The 15,668-nt window shown below is 66.0% G+C and carries 16 protein-coding genes; 6 read left to right on the forward strand and 10 right to left on the reverse strand.

The features are described 5' to 3' along the window. Positions 1-108 precede the first annotated feature (108 nt). The 4 genes from H3309_RS06815 to H3309_RS06830 all read right to left on the reverse strand — a co-directional run bounded on the left by H3309_RS06815 (position 109) and on the right by H3309_RS06830 (position 4,224). Positions 109-1,188 carry a CaiB/BaiF CoA transferase family protein gene (locus H3309_RS06815; protein WP_182297983.1) on the reverse strand — a complete coding sequence of 360 codons (1,080 nt, stop codon included), beginning with the start codon at positions 1,186-1,188 and terminating at the stop codon, positions 109-111. 79 nt (positions 1,189-1,267) lie between these two features. Next, positions 1,268-2,449: a CaiB/BaiF CoA transferase family protein gene (locus H3309_RS06820; RefSeq protein WP_182297984.1), complete on the reverse strand. Its 1,182-nt coding sequence runs from the start codon at positions 2,447-2,449 to the stop codon at positions 1,268-1,270. A gap of 28 nt (positions 2,450-2,477) precedes the next feature. Then, positions 2,478-3,653, reverse strand: a complete 1,176-nt coding sequence (locus H3309_RS06825) for an acyl-CoA dehydrogenase family protein (RefSeq protein WP_182297985.1) — start codon at positions 3,651-3,653, stop codon at positions 2,478-2,480. A gap of 61 nt (positions 3,654-3,714) precedes the next feature. After that, positions 3,715-4,224, reverse strand: coding sequence for a MaoC family dehydratase (locus H3309_RS06830; protein ID WP_182297986.1), 510 nt, complete (start codon positions 4,222-4,224; stop codon positions 3,715-3,717). A 112-nt stretch (positions 4,225-4,336) separates the two neighbouring features. Between H3309_RS06830 and H3309_RS06835 the strand changes: the two genes are divergently transcribed. From H3309_RS06835 to H3309_RS06845, 3 genes are read left to right on the forward strand one after another with little or no spacing between them, the layout of a single operon-like run. Further along, positions 4,337-5,248 (forward strand): DUF1838 family protein, encoded by a 912-nt coding sequence (locus H3309_RS06835; RefSeq protein WP_182297987.1) that lies wholly within the window; start codon positions 4,337-4,339, stop codon positions 5,246-5,248. Next, positions 5,245-6,042: a hypothetical protein gene (locus H3309_RS06840; RefSeq protein ID WP_182297988.1), complete on the forward strand. Its 798-nt coding sequence runs from the start codon at positions 5,245-5,247 to the stop codon at positions 6,040-6,042. Before H3309_RS06835 ends, H3309_RS06840 begins: the two co-directional genes overlap by 4 nt. 54 nt (positions 6,043-6,096) lie before the next feature. Next, entirely contained in the window at positions 6,097-6,825 is a 729-nt protein-coding gene (locus tag H3309_RS06845) for a class I SAM-dependent methyltransferase (RefSeq protein ID WP_182297989.1), read from the forward strand. Here H3309_RS06845 and H3309_RS06850 read toward each other — a convergent pair. From H3309_RS06850 to H3309_RS06865, 4 genes are read right to left on the reverse strand one after another with little or no spacing between them, the layout of a single operon-like run. Continuing rightward, positions 6,767-7,471 (reverse strand): aquaporin, encoded by a 705-nt coding sequence (locus tag H3309_RS06850; protein ID WP_182297990.1) that lies wholly within the window; start codon positions 7,469-7,471, stop codon positions 6,767-6,769. The genes H3309_RS06845 and H3309_RS06850 overlap by 59 nt on opposite strands. Beyond that, positions 7,468-7,914, reverse strand: a complete 447-nt coding sequence (locus H3309_RS06855; protein ID WP_182297991.1) for an ArsI/CadI family heavy metal resistance metalloenzyme — start codon at positions 7,912-7,914, stop codon at positions 7,468-7,470. Before H3309_RS06855 ends, H3309_RS06850 begins: the two co-directional genes overlap by 4 nt. Then, complete coding sequence (locus tag H3309_RS06860) at positions 7,911-8,420, reverse strand: arsenate reductase ArsC (protein WP_182297992.1); 510 nt, start codon at positions 8,418-8,420, stop codon at positions 7,911-7,913. Before H3309_RS06860 ends, H3309_RS06855 begins: the two co-directional genes overlap by 4 nt. A 1-nt stretch (position 8,421) precedes the next feature. Continuing rightward, positions 8,422-8,769, reverse strand: coding sequence for an ArsR/SmtB family transcription factor (locus tag H3309_RS06865; RefSeq protein WP_182297993.1), 348 nt, complete (start codon positions 8,767-8,769; stop codon positions 8,422-8,424). Positions 8,770-8,983: 214 nt separating this feature from the next. Here H3309_RS06865 and H3309_RS06870 point away from each other — a divergent pair, with 214 nt between their 5' ends. Beyond that, on the forward strand, positions 8,984-11,050 hold the full coding sequence (locus H3309_RS06870) for a catalase (RefSeq protein WP_182298552.1): 2,067 nt from the start codon (positions 8,984-8,986) through the stop codon (positions 11,048-11,050). Between the two features lie 135 nt (positions 11,051-11,185). Here H3309_RS06870 and H3309_RS06875 read toward each other — a convergent pair whose 3' ends face one another. Then, a complete protein-coding gene (locus H3309_RS06875; RefSeq protein WP_182297994.1) occupies positions 11,186-12,487 on the reverse strand; it encodes a UDP-glucose dehydrogenase family protein in 1,302 nt (433 codons plus the stop codon). Between the two features lie 48 nt (positions 12,488-12,535). Continuing rightward, positions 12,536-13,636, reverse strand: coding sequence for a Gfo/Idh/MocA family protein (locus tag H3309_RS06880; protein ID WP_182297995.1), 1,101 nt, complete (start codon positions 13,634-13,636; stop codon positions 12,536-12,538). A gap of 30 nt (positions 13,637-13,666) precedes the next feature. On the opposite strand from H3309_RS06880, the gene H3309_RS06885 reads away from it, so the two are divergent. Next, the gene (locus H3309_RS06885) at positions 13,667-14,578 is read left to right on the forward strand and encodes an aldo/keto reductase (RefSeq protein ID WP_182297996.1); all 912 of its coding nucleotides are present in this window, start codon (positions 13,667-13,669) and stop codon (positions 14,576-14,578) included. 24 nt (positions 14,579-14,602) lie between these two features. Beyond that, positions 14,603-15,667: an LLM class flavin-dependent oxidoreductase gene (locus H3309_RS06890; RefSeq protein WP_182297997.1), complete on the forward strand. Its 1,065-nt coding sequence runs from the start codon at positions 14,603-14,605 to the stop codon at positions 15,665-15,667. Position 15,668 lies beyond the last annotated feature (1 nt).

The following is a 15,668-nucleotide window of genomic DNA, read 5'->3' on the forward strand; positions in this document are numbered from 1 at the left end:
CCCTTGGATATTGGGCGCGCATTACATGAACGGATGTTCATGATGCCATGGCTAATTCGCGCTAACCGTCACGATGTGACGGGATGTGTCATTTATGTAACAATGCCGTCACGACAGGATCGGTGCTTCGGCGGGTTGCCAGGCGGGTTCGCCCGTGAAGCGGATCGCGGGGGCGAGATGGTGGCCGCCGTCGGCGTGCACGACCAGGCCTCGTTCGGCGATGAGGGGTTGGGTAAGGGCTTCACGGAAATCGAGGACGGGGGCGTAGGCGACATCGTGGTGATGGAACCAGGCGGTCCATTGGTCGCGGGTGCGTTCGAGGAAGGTTTCGGTGAGGAAGGCGGTGAGGGGGGCGTGGTGGGGGCCGGCCTCGCTGTGGGCGAGGGGGATGAGATCGGGGCGGGCGAGGGCCGTGAGGAGATTGGTGCTGAATTTCGGCTCGCGGCCGCAGAGCGTGATGTGGCGGGAGTCAGACGTGCGATAGATGTTGTAGAAGGGGTGGCCGCCGAGGCTGCGGCCGGTGGCGGAGGTCGGCGCGATGCCGTCCGTCAGCGCCGGGCCGGCGATGTGGGCGCACCAGGGCAACAGGCTGTCGAACATGGCGAGGTCGATATAGTCGCCGCGGCCGCTGGTGTGTCGGGCGTGGAGGGCCATCAGGACGGCGATGGCACCGGTGAGGCCGGCAGCCATGTCGGCGGCGGGAACGCCGGGCACGACGGGGGTGCCGTCGGGGCCGTCGTTGACGCTGAGAAAGCCGGCGAGCGCCTGCGCGCCCATGTCATGCGCGGGGTGGTGCGCCATGCTGCCGGTCTGGCCGAAGGCGGAGATGGAACAGTAGATGATGGCCGGGTTGAGGGCGGAGACGGTGTCGTAATCGAAGCCCAGCCGCGCGATGACGCCTGGGCGGAAGCCCTCCACAAAGACATCGGCGGTGGCGATGAGCGCGGTGAGCCGGGCCTTGCCCTCGGGGGTCTTGAGGTCGAGCGGGAGCGATTGCTTGCCGCGGTTGAGGTTGCGGAACCAGAAGCCGTGGCCGGCTTCGAACGGGGCCATGGTTCGGGCGGGGTCGCCGGTGGGGGGTTCGATCTTAATCACCTCGGCGCCATGGTCGGCGAGCATCAGGGTGAGCGCCGGGCCGGGCAGGAACTGGCTGAGGTCGAGGACGCGGAGGCCGGTGAGTTTGGGCATGGTTGTTCCTTTGATCGTCCGGTGCGGCTCGCCGCGCTCGCCCCCACCCCCGACCCCTCCCCTGATGGGGAGGGGAGAGCTAGACAACGCCCTTTGCGCGCAGGCTTTCGATGTCGGGGATGCCGATTTCGGTGAGGAGCGCTTCGGTGTCGGCGCCCAGCGCGGGGGCGGGGCGGTTGGGCAGGCGCTGCTGGTCGAGGCGGATGGGGTTGGCGAGGCCGCGCATGTCGGGGCGTTGCGGGTGGGGGATGGGGGTAACCATGCCGTTGGCCGCGAACCAGGGACTGTCCAAGGCCTGGGCGAGGTCGTGGACGGGCGCGACGGGGACATGGCCGCCGAGCGTTTCCACCCAGTGGGCGGTGGGCTTGGTCATCAGGATGGCATCGAGGAGGCGGGTCAGTTCGTCGCGGTTTTCGAGGCGAGCGGGGGTGGTGGCGAAGCGGGGATCGGTTTTCATCTCGGGCGCGCCGAGGAGGTCGGCGAGCTTCGCCCAGAATTTGGGGAGTTGCGCCATGATGAACACCCAGCCGTCGGCGGTGCGGAAGGTCTGGGAGGGTGTGATGCTGGGGTGGGCGTTTCGGGGCGCGCGGCCCGTGACATGGCCCTGGTTCAGATACCAGAAGGCGGGGTAGCTGGTCTGGTGCAGCGCGGCATCCAGCAGGCTGACGTCATAGTCGCGGCCCTTGCCGGTGCGTTGCGCTTCGTGCAGGCCGGCGAGGGTGGCGGTGGCGAGCATGGTGCCGGTCATGAAATCGACCATGGAGAGGCCGAAGCGTGTGGGTTCGCCGCCGGGGTCACCGGTGACGGAGAGGAAGCCGGCCTCGGCCTGCATCAGATAGTCGTAGCCGGGCCAGGTGGCTCGGGGATTGTCGCGGCCATAGGCGCTGGCATGGACGCAGACGATGGCGGGGTTGGTCTTGGCGAGGGCGGCGTAGTCGAGGCCGAGTTTCGCCGGCTGGTCGCCGCGGGCGTTATTGGTGACGGCGTGGGCGGTGCGCACGAGGCGGTGGAGGATGTCCTGGCCTTCGGGCGCCTTCAGGTCGAGGGTGAGGGAGCGTTTGTTGAGGTTGAAGGTCTGATAGAAGAGGCTGTCGTCCTCCCCCAGGAAATAGGGACCGGTGGCGCGGCTGCTGTCCCCGCCTTTCGGGGGCTCGAGCTTGATGACCTCGGCACCGAGTTGCGCGAGGAACATGGTGCCGTAGGGGCCGGCGCCATATTGTTCGAGGGAGAGGATGCGGGTGCCGGTGAGGGGGAGGGTCATAGTCCCTCTTCCCTCCAAGGACAGGGGTTCAAGCCGGATTCCTTTTTACCCACTGCTTGGCGATGATCATGCGTTGCATTTCGTTGGTGCCTTCGCCGATGCACATGAGGAGGGCGTCGCGGTAGAAGCGTTCGATCTCATATTCCTTGGAGTAGCTGTAGCCGCCGAAGATGCGCATGGCTTCCTCGGCATTCTTGACCGCGGCTTCGCTGGCGAAATATTTGGCCATGCCGGCTTCCATGTCGACGCGTTCGCCGCGATCGTAGGCTGCGGCGGCGTCCATGGTGAGCAGCCGGGCGGCGCGGGCGCGCGTGACCATTTCGCCGAGTTTCAACTGGATCGCCTGATGCTCGGCGATGGGTTTGCCCATGGTCTTGCGGACCTGGGCATATTCGGTGGCGAGGCGGAGCGCGCCTTCCGCCAATCCCACGCCGCGGGCTGCGACGTTGATGCGGCCCAGTTCCAGCCCGCCGGTGGCCTGGAAGAAGCCGTCGCCCTCCACGCCGCCGATCAACTGGTCGGCGCCGATCTGGTAGTCCTCGAACACCAGCTCGGCACTGTCGATCGCCTTGTAGCCGAGTTTTTCGATCTTCTTGCCGACGCGGAAACCGTCTCTTTTGTCGGCGATGAACAGGCTCATGCCCTTGTAGCGCGGGTTGGCGTCAGGGTCGGTTTTGACCAGCAGGGCGAAGACCTGGCCCTTGATGCCGTTGCTGATCCAGGTCTTGGTGCCGTTGATCGAGTAGCCATTGCCCGATTTGCAGGCCTGCATGCGGATGCCCTGGAGGTCCGTACCGGCGTCCGGTTCGGTCAGGGCGAGGCCGCCGCGGATTTCGCCGCTGGCCATTTTCGGCAGCCATTTGGCGCGCTGTTCGGGGGTGCCGAACTTCTCGATAGCCATGGCGCAGATGAGATGGCTGTTGAAGATGCCGGTGGGCGCCATCCAGAAGCTGCTGATGCGGGCGACCAGGCGGGCGTAGGTGGTGGCAGGGAGGCCGAGGCCGCCGTAATCGGTGCCGATGGTGGCGCCGAACAGGCCGAGCTCGGTCATCTGTTTGACCGTTTCCTCCGGCCAGATGTCGCCATGGTCGTGGTGCATGACGACGGGGCGAAGGTCGCGCTCGATCCATTTGTCGATCGAGTCCATCAGCGCGTCCTCGAAGTCCGCGTCGATGGTGCGTTGCTGCTGGTATGCGGTGGCCATTTCTATCTATCCTTTTGACGTCCCCACCCCCGACCCCTCCCCTGAAGGAGAGGGGAGAAGGTCAGCTGTCGCCGGGGCCGAAGCCTTTTTTCCAGATGAGCATGGTGCGGAGGAATTCGCAGACGGTCTTGCCGTCCTGGTTCTTGCCGATGGTCTTGACGGTCACCAGGCCCTGTTCGGGGCGGCTGCTGCTTTCGCGCTTCTCGATGACTTCGGTTTCGCCGTAGAGCGTGTCGCCGGCGAAGACGGGGGCGGTCATCTTGATTTCCTTCCAGCCGAGGTTGGCGACGGCTTTCTGGCTGACGTCGCTGACGCTCATGCCGACCAGGATGGCGACGGTGAGCGGGCTGTTGACCAGCGGGCGCTTGAATTCGGTTTTCGCCGCATATTCATGGTCGAAATGCGCAGGGTGGGTGTTCATCGTCAGCAGCGTGAACCAGATGTTGTCGGTTTCGGTAATGGTGCGGCCGGGGCGGTGTTCATAGACGTCGCCGACGGTGAACTCCTCGAAATAGCGGCCGAAGCTCTCGCGATAGCGTTGCGGGCCGACTTCGATCACTCCGGGGCGCATGGAAAATCCTTTTTGCTGTCTTGACGCAGAGGCTATTTGTCCGGACAACTTTGCCTGTCAACCGGCGGGCTGTCCAGTGTGCGGAGAGCCACGCGAAAGGGGAGGGTGCACGATGTTGAAGATGCTTCTGGCCGCAGCGGTGGTGATGGCGGCGCCGGTGGTGGCGCAGCCGAAAAAGATGCTGTCGTTCGAGGATGGGGCGGACAGTATCGCCATGTTCCGCAAGGTGCAGTGCAGCACGCAGGACGGCGTGCAGGCGGTGTACCACTGGTCCGGCCGGGTGTGGAGCCGGGTGCCGGGCGAGCCCGACCGGCTGTTGTGGCGGGTGGAGGGGATGAACATCCGCCATTGCGTGACGACGCCCGCCATCGACAAGCGCGGGCCGGGAATGCGGCTGATCAGCCGGGAGCTGATGTTCTATCTCGATCCGAAGACGGGCGAGGTGGTGGACAAGTGGACCAACCCCTGGACGGGCAAGGTCAACGAGATGTTCCATGTGGCGAACGATCCGGTGAACCAGCGGCCCATGTATGCGGTCAATGCGGAAGGGCGGCCGTTCAGCCTGAACGCGCGGGCGGAGAATGGCCGCGTGTTCCTGGCGAGCGAGATTCCGCTGTTCTACAAGAATCCGCTGGCGGGCGATTATCAGGATTATGTGGGAAACCATTACCACGCCATGGAAATCTTTGACTTCAACATGGACGAAAAGGAGCTGCGCGACCCGAGGACAACGACGTCCAACGCCGCGATCGCCTGGGTGCGGGTGTCCGACTGGCTGCCGTTCATGGAGATGGGAAGCCGGGCCGGGGGGCTGATCTTCAACGCCACGGGTCAGAAGGTGGACGGCATCAAGGGGTTGCCTGCGGTGGTGCAGAAGATGATCGCGGAGCGTTATCCCGCCTATGCCAGCCCGCCGCCGCTGGATGACGCGCGGCCGAATGCGACGACCTGGACGGAATACAAGAAGCTGCTGGACAGCCGGCGGGCGAACGGGGCGGGCGCGCCGCCGGCGAAGGGGGAATGAGGCTCGCGCTGCTGGCGCTGCTGCTGGCGGGGGCGTCGTTCACGCCGGTGGGGGCGAATCCGGCGCTCGACGCGGCGCGGGCACTGCTGCCGGGGGTCTATACCAATGAGGAGCAGCTGTATTTCGCCGGCGAGGCGGGCGGGCCGAAGCCGCCCTGGGTGGGGTTGAGCATTGTGGCGGAAGCGGACGGGCTGCGGCTGCGCACGGTGGATATGTTCGGCAAGGCCGGCGCGGAAGACCAGCGGATGACGCTTGCTGCCGATGGGGATGGCGTGGCGGTGACGACGGGGCGCTGCATACGGCTTTATTCGTTGAAGGATGGGGCACTCGCCTTGAGCGGCAGCCGGGGCGAGTGCCGGGCGCCGGCGAGCATCGGCGGATTCGGGCCAGCCGGAATCGCGCTGGGGATGGCGGATGGCGCGTTCATCGACCTCAGGCGGGCGCGGGCGTTCCGTTGCTGGGCGAGCATTCCCCGGGCGGCGAAGAAGGCGGACCCCGGCTCGGGGGCCGGGGCAGGCGGCAGCGAGGACTGGTGGTTCAAGAGCGGCCTGATGCTGCACGACCAGGGTGGCCGGGTGCTGGCGGAAACCGATGACGCCGAGCCGCGGCGGTTCGTGCTGCGGATGCGCAATGTGGTGTGGCCGACGGGCACGAACCAGCCGAGCCTGGTGCTCTATGTCCACCGGCCGGAGGAGCCGGACAAGGCGATCAGTTATAGCTGGGCCGATCCGGAGGCGAAGCGGGTGGGGATCAACCTGCGGGTGATGCAGGCGAGCTGTTCGCTGGTGAAGTAGGGGACTTGCGCCGATGCCGTGATGGGCGCAGCCTGTGCACGGGAGGAACCGTTCATGCGTAGCCTGATATTCGCCGCCCTGTTGTTGGCGGCACCCCTTTGCGCCCAGGGCGTGAACCTTGCGGCGCCGGACCGGCCAGCCGATGAGGTCAAGCTGGATGCCAGCCGAAAGCCGCTGGAGATGATGGCCTTTTCGAAGGTAAAGCCGGGCGACACCGTGCTGGATGTGATCGCCGGCGATGGCTATTACTCGCGGCTCTACGCCCAGGCGGTGGGACCCAAGGGGGCCGTGGTGGCGCTGTTGCCGCCTGGCTATTTCGATGAGGCGACCTTCGAGCCGGGGTGGAAGGCGCTGATCGCGGCGCATCCCAATGTGCGGTTCGTGAAGGCGCAGCTGGCGGATGCGGAACTGCCGAAAGGGGTCGACCTGACGGTATTCCACCTGGTCTATCACGATCTCTACTGGGAAAGCGCGAAGTACAAGTTTCCGCGCATGGACCCCGCAGCGTTCCTGACGAAGCTGTATGCCGCGACCGACAAGGGCGGGCGAGTGCTGGTGATCGACCATGTCGCCCCCGCGGGCAGCGATGTGCGGGCGTTTGTGGAGAAGACGCACCGGATCGATCCGGCGGTGATCAAGGCGGATTTCGCAAAGGCGGGGTTCGTGCTGGACGGCGAATCGGACCTGCTGCGGACTCCGGGGGATGATCTCAACCTGCTGGTGTTCAATCCCGCGGTGCGGGGGAAGACGGACCGGGTGGTATATCGCTTCGTGAAGAAGTGAAGAGCAGTCGACCGACGGCAAGCGCCAAAAGCGCGCCGGCAAACTGCGCGGCGATGAAGCCGGGGGTGTCGCCGGGTCTGATGCCGCTGAAACTGTCGGTCATGGCGCGGGCAAGCGTGATCGCGGGGTTGGCGAAGCTGGTCGACGAGGTCCACCAATAGCCGGCGGTAATGGCGGCCGGCACCGTGAGAGCGATGGCCGCGGGGCGGTGGGCGAGCGTGCCGAGGATGGTGAGGAGGAGCGTGAAGGTCGCCACCGCTTCGCCGAGCAGCTCGCCCGGCGTGTTGCGGGCGTGCGTGGCGATCTGGAACAGCGGTTGATTGAACATGGCGTGGGCGAGCGCGACGGCAGCCGGCGCGGCGAGCAGTTGCGCGGCGATGATGGCGAGCGCGGAGGCAGCGGGCGTGCGTTCGTGCAGCGCCATCACCAGGGTGACGGCGGGGTTGAACTGCGCGCCGGAGATCGGACCGAGGATGGTGATGAGCAGGCCGAGCATGGCGACGGTCGCCAGCGTGTTGCCGAGGAGGGCGACGCCATCGTTGCCGGCGGCAAGCTGCTGCGCGAGGATGCCGGAGCCGATGACGCTGGCGAACAGGAGGAGGCAGCCGAGGAATTCGGCGAGCAGGCGGTGGGGGAGGGGGGTCATCCGCAGCAGGGGGCGGGGGTTGGCGAAGGGAGAAGTGCGCCGGGCTGCATCCGGGTGAGGTCAGGGCTGGCGCCATAGTCGGTCGCGTCGCCATGGGTGAGGAAGGTTTCCCAGACGACACCCTGCGGGTCGGCGATCCAGCTTTTTTCCGACCGGGCGTAGCAGCAGGTGGTGGCGCCTTCTGCCATCACCGGCGCATCGGCGGCTTGCAGGCGGCGATAGACGTCGGCGAGTTCCGCGCTGTCCTCCGCCTGGATGCCCAGATGTTCGACGCCGCGGCTGGCGTGGCCGCTGCTGATGGCGAAATTGACGCGCGGATCCTCCAGCATCCATTTGGCATAATCGGATTTGACGACCGTGGGTTCGGCGGCGAACAGGGTGGAATAGAAGCGGATGGATTGCGCCAGGTCATCGACGCCCATATGGACGTGGAAGCGTTTCATGGCTGCGGCGTTCCGATGGCGTTGAGGCGGGATTGCAGCGAGAGCGAATCGAGCGCGTCGAACGGCAGGTTGACGAAGATGGAGATGCGGCTGCGCAACATGCGGTACGTGTCTTCGAAGACGGCATAGGTTTCCGCGTCGCCACCCCTGAAGGCGGCCGGATCGGGGACGCCCCAGTTGGCGGTCATTGGCTGGCCGGGCCAGATCGGGCAGACTTCGTTGGCGGCATTGTCGCAGACGGTGAAGACGAAATCGAGTTCTGGCGCACCCGGCGCGGCGAATTCGTTCCAGCTTTTCGAGCGAAGCTGTTCGGTGGGGTGGTTGAGCTTGGCGAGAAGGTCGAGCGCCACCGGGTTGACCGCGCCGGCGGGCATGGAGCCGGCGCTGAAGGCGTTGAACGTCCCCAGGCCTTCGCGTTGCAGGATGGCCTCTGCCATGATGCTGCGGGCGCTGTTGCCGGTGCAGAGGAACAGCACGTTGAGGGTGCGGGGCGGGGGTTTGGGCATGTCAGGCCTCCGTGGGGACGGGACAGGGGGACGCGGGAGAGAGGGTGCCGCAGAGCTGGGGATTGCCGGCACAGCAATCCTCGACGAGGAAAGTGAGGAGGGCGCGGACGGCGTCGTAGCGGACCGCGTAGAAGATGTGGCGCGAGGCGCGGCGGCCGTGCACGAGACCCGCGCTTTCCAATCGGGCGAGATGGCTGCTGAGCGTGGAGGCGGGGGTGGCGGCAAGGGTGGCAAGGTCGCCGGCGGGAAGGCCGTTGGGGCCGGCCTGCACCAGGGCGCGGAAGACGGTGAGCCGCGTTTCATGGGCGAGGGCGGAAAGGGCGTCGATATGATTCGATATTTCGACCATGGCAGAAATATCGAATCAATCTGCTTACGAGTCAAGCGTTCATCGGGAAAAAGGGGGCAACTTATCCTGCCGGGCGGGGTTTCAGCCCGTATGCGTTCTGGAGAGTGACATGGCCAAGGCTGACAAGAGACCGTCCACGAAACCGGCGGCAGAGTTGCAAGCCGACAAGGCCGTGGAGCGGGGCCGAAAGCGTGGCACGCAAATTGACCCGGTGATGTTCGATACGGTGACGTTGGGAGCGGGGGGCGAGTGGCACCAGCTGGCGATGCCGAAGGGTCAGTTGTTGACGACGGCGCAGGGCATGCCGGTGTCGGATGACCAGAATTCGCTGAAAGCAGGGCCGCGCGGTCTGGTGCTGCTGGAGGATTTCGCACTGCGGGAGAAAATCTTCCATTTCGACCATGAGCGCATTCCGGAGCGGGTGGTGCATGCCCGGGGGACCGCGGCGCACGGGGTATTCCGGTTGTACGAAAGCCTGGCCGAGGTGACGCGGGCAAAGGTCCTTAGCGAAACAGCTGTGGACGTGCCGGTGTTCGTGCGCTTCTCGACCGTGGCGGGAAACCGTGGCTCGGCCGACCTTGCCCGTGACGTGCGGGGGTTCGCAGTGAAATTCTATACCGGGGAAGGAAATTGGGACCTGGTCGGGAACAATATCCCGGTGTTCTTCGTGCAGGACGCCATCAAGTTTCCCGATCTGGTCCATGCCGTGAAGGAGGAGCCTGACCGGGGCTTCCCGCAGGCGGCCTCCGCGCATGATACCTTCTGGGACTTCATTGCGCTGACGCCGGAGGCCATGCACATGGTGATGTGGCAGATGTCAGACCGCACCATTCCCCGGTCGCTGCGGATGATGGAGGGGTTCGGGGTGCACAGTTTCCGGCTTGTGAACGATGCCGGACAGTCCACATTCGTGAAGCTCCACTGGAAGCCGGCATTGGGGTGCCAATCCGTGGTGTGGGATGAGGCGGTGAAAATCAATGGCGCCGACCCCGATTTCCACCGGCGTGACCTGTATGAGGCGATTGAGAAGGGCGACTTCCCCGAATGGGAGCTTGCCGTGCAGCTGTTCAGCGAGGCGGAGGCGGAGGCTTTTCCCTTCGATCACCTCGATCCGACCAAGTTCATTCCCGAGGAGCTGGTGCCATTGCGGCGGATCGGGACGCTGACGCTGAACCGCAACCCGTCAAACGTGTTCGATGAAACGGAACAGGTGGCGTTCTGCACGTCGAACCTTGTGCCGGGCATCGATTTTTCCGACGACCCTCTGCTGCATGGACGCAACTTCAGCTATCTTGACACGCAACTGAAGCGGCTGGGGTCGACCAATTTCACCAAGCTGCCGATCAATGCGCCGCGCTGCCCGTTCGCGACCTTCCAACGGGAGGGGCACATGCAGACCGAGGTTCACAAGGGTCGGGTCAGCTATTCGCCTTCCATGCTGGACCCGAGCGGACCGCGCGCCGACCCGGCAGCCGGGTTCCGAACCTTTCCCGCTTCGGTATCGGGGGCGACGGTTCGGGAACGGTCGGCGAGTTTCAGCGACCATTACAGCCAGGCGCGTCAATTCTATCTAAGCCAGGCGACGACCGAGCAGGACCATATCGTTGCCGCGCTGGTGTTCGAGCTGGGCAAGGTGGAAACGCTGGCGGTGCGGGCAGCGATGCTGGGGCATCTGATGGTCATCGAGGCGAGCCTGGGCAGGCGCGTGGCGGCCGGTCTGGGCTTTGACGATGACGTGCCAGCGCCGCCGGTGGCCGTTGAACCCGTCGACCTGCCACATACCGCCGCGGTGAGTATGATGGCCAATCCGCCGATGACGCTGAAAGGCCGGTGCGTGGGGGTTCTGCTGAGCGAAGGCGCGGACGCGACGTTGCTGGCAGCGTTGCAGGAAAGTGTTGCGGCAGCGGAAGCGACGCTGAAGATCGTCGCGCCGAAGATCGGTGGCGTGACACTGGACGATGGCAGCAAGGTAGCGGCCGATCATGCGCTGGCGGGTGGACCGTCGGTGCTGTTCGACAGCGTGGGGTTGCTGGTGTCGGCGGAGGCTGCGGCAATGATGGCGGCGCAGGCGGCGGCGGTGGCCTGGGTGCATGACGCATTCCAGCATCTGAAGATCATCGGCGCGTCGGCCGGGGCGCAACCCTTGCTGGACAAGGCCGGCGTGATGGCGGACGCCGGGGTGGTAATGATCGAGAGCGCTGGGGATGTGGACGAGTGGCTGGAGGTGGCGCGGGAGCTGCGAATCTGGTCGCGGGAACCCATGGTGCGTCGGGTGGATTGACCTGCATGGGGGTCTGCCGGGGCCCCCCTTGCTCGGTTGCGCCAAGCCGCTCGCTCGTGCCGGGGGAAAGCTTGGGATGGCTTGTTGAGCGATACGTCTTGGCGAAATCGGATCGTCGCGGGAGGGGAGACGATATCAGCGGCCAACCCCCGAATAGGCGATGCCGTGGCGCGCCATTTCCTCGGGGCGGTAGACGTTGCGCAGGTCGACCAGGGTGGGGGTGGTCATGACCGATTTGACGCGGGCGAGGTCGAGCGCGCGGAAGGCGTCCCATTCGGTCACCAGCACGGCGACGTCGGCGCCGGTCAGCGCGGCATAGGGGTCGGTGGTGTAGTCCACGTCCTTCAGCACCAGTTCCGCCTGTTCGCGGCCCTCGGGATCATAGGCGCGGATGGTGGCGCCGGCGTCCTGCAACGTCTGGATGATGGCGATGGCCGGGGAATCGCGCATGTCATCGGTGTTCGGTTTGAAGGTGAGGCCAAGGACGGCGACGGTCTTGCCGCGGACATTGCCGCCGGCGGCCGCGATCACCTTGCGTCCCATGGCGCGCTTGCGGTTGTCGTTCACCAGAGCGACGGTTTCGACGATGCGCACCGGAGCGTCATAGTCCTGAGCGGTCTTGATGAGGGCGAGCGTATCCTTGGGGAAGCAGCTGCCCCCATAGCCGGGGCCAGCGTTCAGGAACTTGCTGCCGATGCGATTGTCGAGGCCGATGCCGCGCGCCACGTCCTGCACATTGGCGCCGACGCGTTCGCAGAGGTCGGCCATCTCGTTGATGAAGGTGATCTTGGTGGCGAGGAAGGCGTTCGCGGCATATTTGGTTAGCTCGGCGGTGCGCCGGGCGGTGACCATGAACGGGGCCTGATTGAGGTAGAGCGGGCGGTAGAGTTCCTCGAGCACGGCCTGGGCGCGGGCGTCCTCGACGCCGATGACGATGCGGTCGGGGCGCTTGAAATCGCCGATGGCGGCGCCTTCGCGCAGGAACTCGGGGTTGCTGGCGACGGCGAAGTCGGCGTCCGGATTGGCTTCGCGGATCAGGCGCTCGACCTCGTCGCCGGTGCCGACGGGGACGGTGGATTTGGTGACGACGACGGCAAAATCGGTCAGCGCCTCGGCGATTTCCTGCGCGACGGCATAGACGAAGCTGAGGTCGGCATGGCCGTCGCCACGCCGGCTGGGGGTGCCGACGGCGATGAACAGCGCCTGTGCGCCCTTGATGCCTTCCTTCAGGTCGGTGGTGAAGGACAGGCGGCCGGCGCGGACGTTGGCGGCGACAAGATCGTCGAGGCCGGGTTCGAAGATCGGCATGATGTTGTTCTTCAGCCGTTCGATCTTGCCGGCATCCTTGTCGATGCAGACGACGTCATGGCCGAAATCGGCGAAACAGGCCCCGGAAACGAGCCCGACATAGCCCGAGCCGATCATCGCAACACGCATTGGAAATCCTTATCAGTGCCCGGCGCGGCCTTAGCCGCAGTTGCGGGGCTAGAGCAACTCGGAGATGTTGACGGCGCGGCCCTCTCGCGCTGAAATCTCTGCCGCCTGACCCATGGCGACGGCGCGCAGGCCGTCCTCCGCGCCGACGAGCGCCGGGTGGCCGGTGGCGGCGGCGTGGGCGAAGGCCTGGTGCTGGAACCAGGTGCTGCCATGGTGGCTGCCGGCCTTCAGCGCGGCTTCGGGTACCGGAACGATGCTGCGTTCGACCGCCTTCGGGTTCATGAAACCAGTGCGCGGGCTGTAGGTGAGGCGGCCGGACGGGATGCCGACATCGAGGCGGGCCTTGCCGCCGACCGCCGTCAGTTCCTCCTGCTCCTCCGCGCCGTCGGCGAACATGCACAGGTCGAGCATGGCACGGACGCCGTTGGCGAAGTCGACGATGGTGTAGCTGTTGTCGATGATGTCGGGGATGCCCGCTTCATAGCGTTCGCCGACATGGTTCACGTCCATGGCGCCGCTGCAGTAGACCCGCGTGGGTTCGGATTTGACGATGTGGCGCATCAGGTCGAAGAAATGGCAGCATTTTTCCACCATCGTGCCGCCGGTGTTGGCGCTGAAGCGGTTCCAGTCGTTCACCTTCACCAGGAAGGGGAAGCGGTGCTCGCGGATCGAGAGCATGCGCAGGCGTCCGACGCGGCCCTCGTGCACTTCCCGGATGAACTCGGCGACGGGGGGCATGAAGCGATATTCCATCGCGGTCCAGAACAGCTTCTTGCGGCTTTTGGCCTGGGTGGCGATCCAGCGGGCGTCGGCAACGTTAGTGGCCAGCGGTTTCTCGCAGAGGATATGGACGTCGTGGGCGAACACCGCTTCCAGGATGGCCCGGTGCGTGTGGTTGGGGCTGGCGACGAGGACGGCATCGATGCCGCCGGCGGCAAGCAGGTCTGCGGGGTTGTCGTGGAGGGCGAGCGGTGTGTCACCGAAGGCGGTGGCGATGGCGGCCTTGGCCTGGGCGCGGCTGTTTTCCACCGGGTCGGCGATGGCGACGATGCGGGCGCCGGGAGTGATGGCGAGGTTCTGGATATGCTCCACCCCCATCATGCCGGTGCCGATCAGGCCCCAGTTCAGCGGTGCGATTGCCTCTCCCATTCCCATTCTCTTTCTGCCATTCCTGCCCGCATGAGCGAGCTTTTCTTTGATCAAGGGCCCCGGACGCTGGGGTCGTCCGGGATTTCGGTGTCACCATTGGCCTGGGGCATGTGGCGCTTCCGCGGTACCGATGTGACGGCAGCGGCGCGGCTGGTCAATGCCGCGCTGGATGCCGGCATCACGCTGTTCGATACCGCGGACATCTATGGCCCGGACAATGACGAGCCGTTCGGTGCGGCGGAGGCGCTGTTGGGGCGGGTGTTCGCGGCCGACCCGGGCCTGCGGGGGCGGATGGTGTTGGCGAGCAAGGGCGGCATCCGCATGGGTGTGCCCTATGACAGCAGCGCCGGCTATATCGCGGAGGCGGTGGAGGCATCGCTGACGCGGCTGGGGGTGGATACGCTCGACCTGTGGCAAATCCACCGGCCCGACCTGCTGGCGCATCCGGCCGAGGTGGCGCGCGCGCTGGATGCGCTGGTGGCGAGCGGCAAGGTGCGAGCGCTGGGGGTGAGCAATTATACCGCGGCGCAGATCGCGGCGTTGCAGCGCTATCTGAAGGCGCCGCTGGTGAGCGTGCAGCCGGAGTTCAGCGCGCTGGCAACCGCGCCGCTGTTCGACCGGATCATGGACACCGCGATGGGGCATGGCCTGACGGTGCTGGCCTGGTCGCCGCTGGGGCAGGGGCGGCTGGCGGCGCCGGTGGGCGAGGGCAGGGTGGCCGACGTGATCGCGCTGCTGGACGCCAAGGCGGCGGAGGCGGGCGTGAGCCGGACGGCGGTTGCCTACAGCTGGGTGGGGGTGCATCCGGCGAAGCCGATCCCGATCGTCGGCACGCAGAATGCGGGCAGGATCGCTGAGGCGGCGGATGCCTTCAAGGTCCGCTGGAGCCGCGCGGAATGGTATGCCGTGTTGCAGGCGAGCATGGGCGAAAAACTGCCATAGGGCAGGAAGTTGGGCGGGGAGGTTGTGACCGTGGGACAATGCGAGGTAAGCTGGTTTTCGGCGCTGTGCGACGACGATTATGAGTTTCTGGGTGTGCCGGATGCCACACTGAAGAGCAGTTTCGAGCATTGCCGGAACATCGTGCTGACCGCCGAGAAAGGCGGGTTCGACAATGTGCTGCTGCCGTCCGGCTATGCGCTGGGGATCGACAGCACCGCCTTTGCCGCTGCGATGGCGCCGCTGACGCGCACCATCCGCCTGCTGCTGGCGGTGCGGGTGGGGGAGGCGTGGCCACCGCAGCTGGCGCGGCAGCTGGCGACGCTGGATCGCATGCTGGGCGGTCGGCTGACGGTGAACATCATCAGCAGCGAGATGCCCGGCGAGGCGCTGGCGAGTGCGCCGCGCTATGCGCGAACCGTCGAGCTGATGACGATCCTGAAGACGCTGCTGAACGGCGAGGCGCTGGACCATCAGGGCGAGCATTACCGGTTGAAGCTCGACCCGCCGCGGGTGGGGACGGTGAGCGGCAAATGCCCGCCGCTCTATTTCGGCGGGCTGTCGCCGGACGCGCGCGATGCGGCGGCGCGGGCGGCGGATGTCTATCTGATGTGGCCCGATACGCTGCCGGCGGTGCGGGAGATCGTGGCGGATATGCGTTCTCGCGCAGCCACTTATGGCCGGACGTTGAAGTTCGGTTATCGCGTGCATGTGATCTGTCGGGAGACCGAGGCGGAAGCACGGGCACAGGCCGACCGGCTGCTGTCCAAGCTGGATGCCGCGACCGGCGCGGCGATCCGGGCGAAGTCGCTCGATTCGACCAGCGTTGGCGTGGCGCGGCAGGCGGCGCTGCGCGAGGCGGCGGCGGACGGCTATGTCGAGGATAATCTGTGGACGGGCATCGGCCGGGCGCGGTCGGGGTGTGGCGCGGCGATCGTGGGCGATCCGGACCAGGTGCTGGCGAAGCTGCGCGCTTACCAGGCGGAGGGCATCGAGGCGTTCATCCTGTCTGGCTATCCGCACGCGGCGGAAGCGGATTTGTTCGCGCGGCATGTGCTGCCCAGGCTGGAGCATGGGCCGCTGATGATCTGAG

The sequence above is a fragment of the Sandaracinobacteroides saxicola genome, assembly GCF_014117445.1.
GTDB lineage: Bacteria > Pseudomonadota > Alphaproteobacteria > Sphingomonadales > Sphingomonadaceae > Sandaracinobacteroides_A > Sandaracinobacteroides_A saxicola.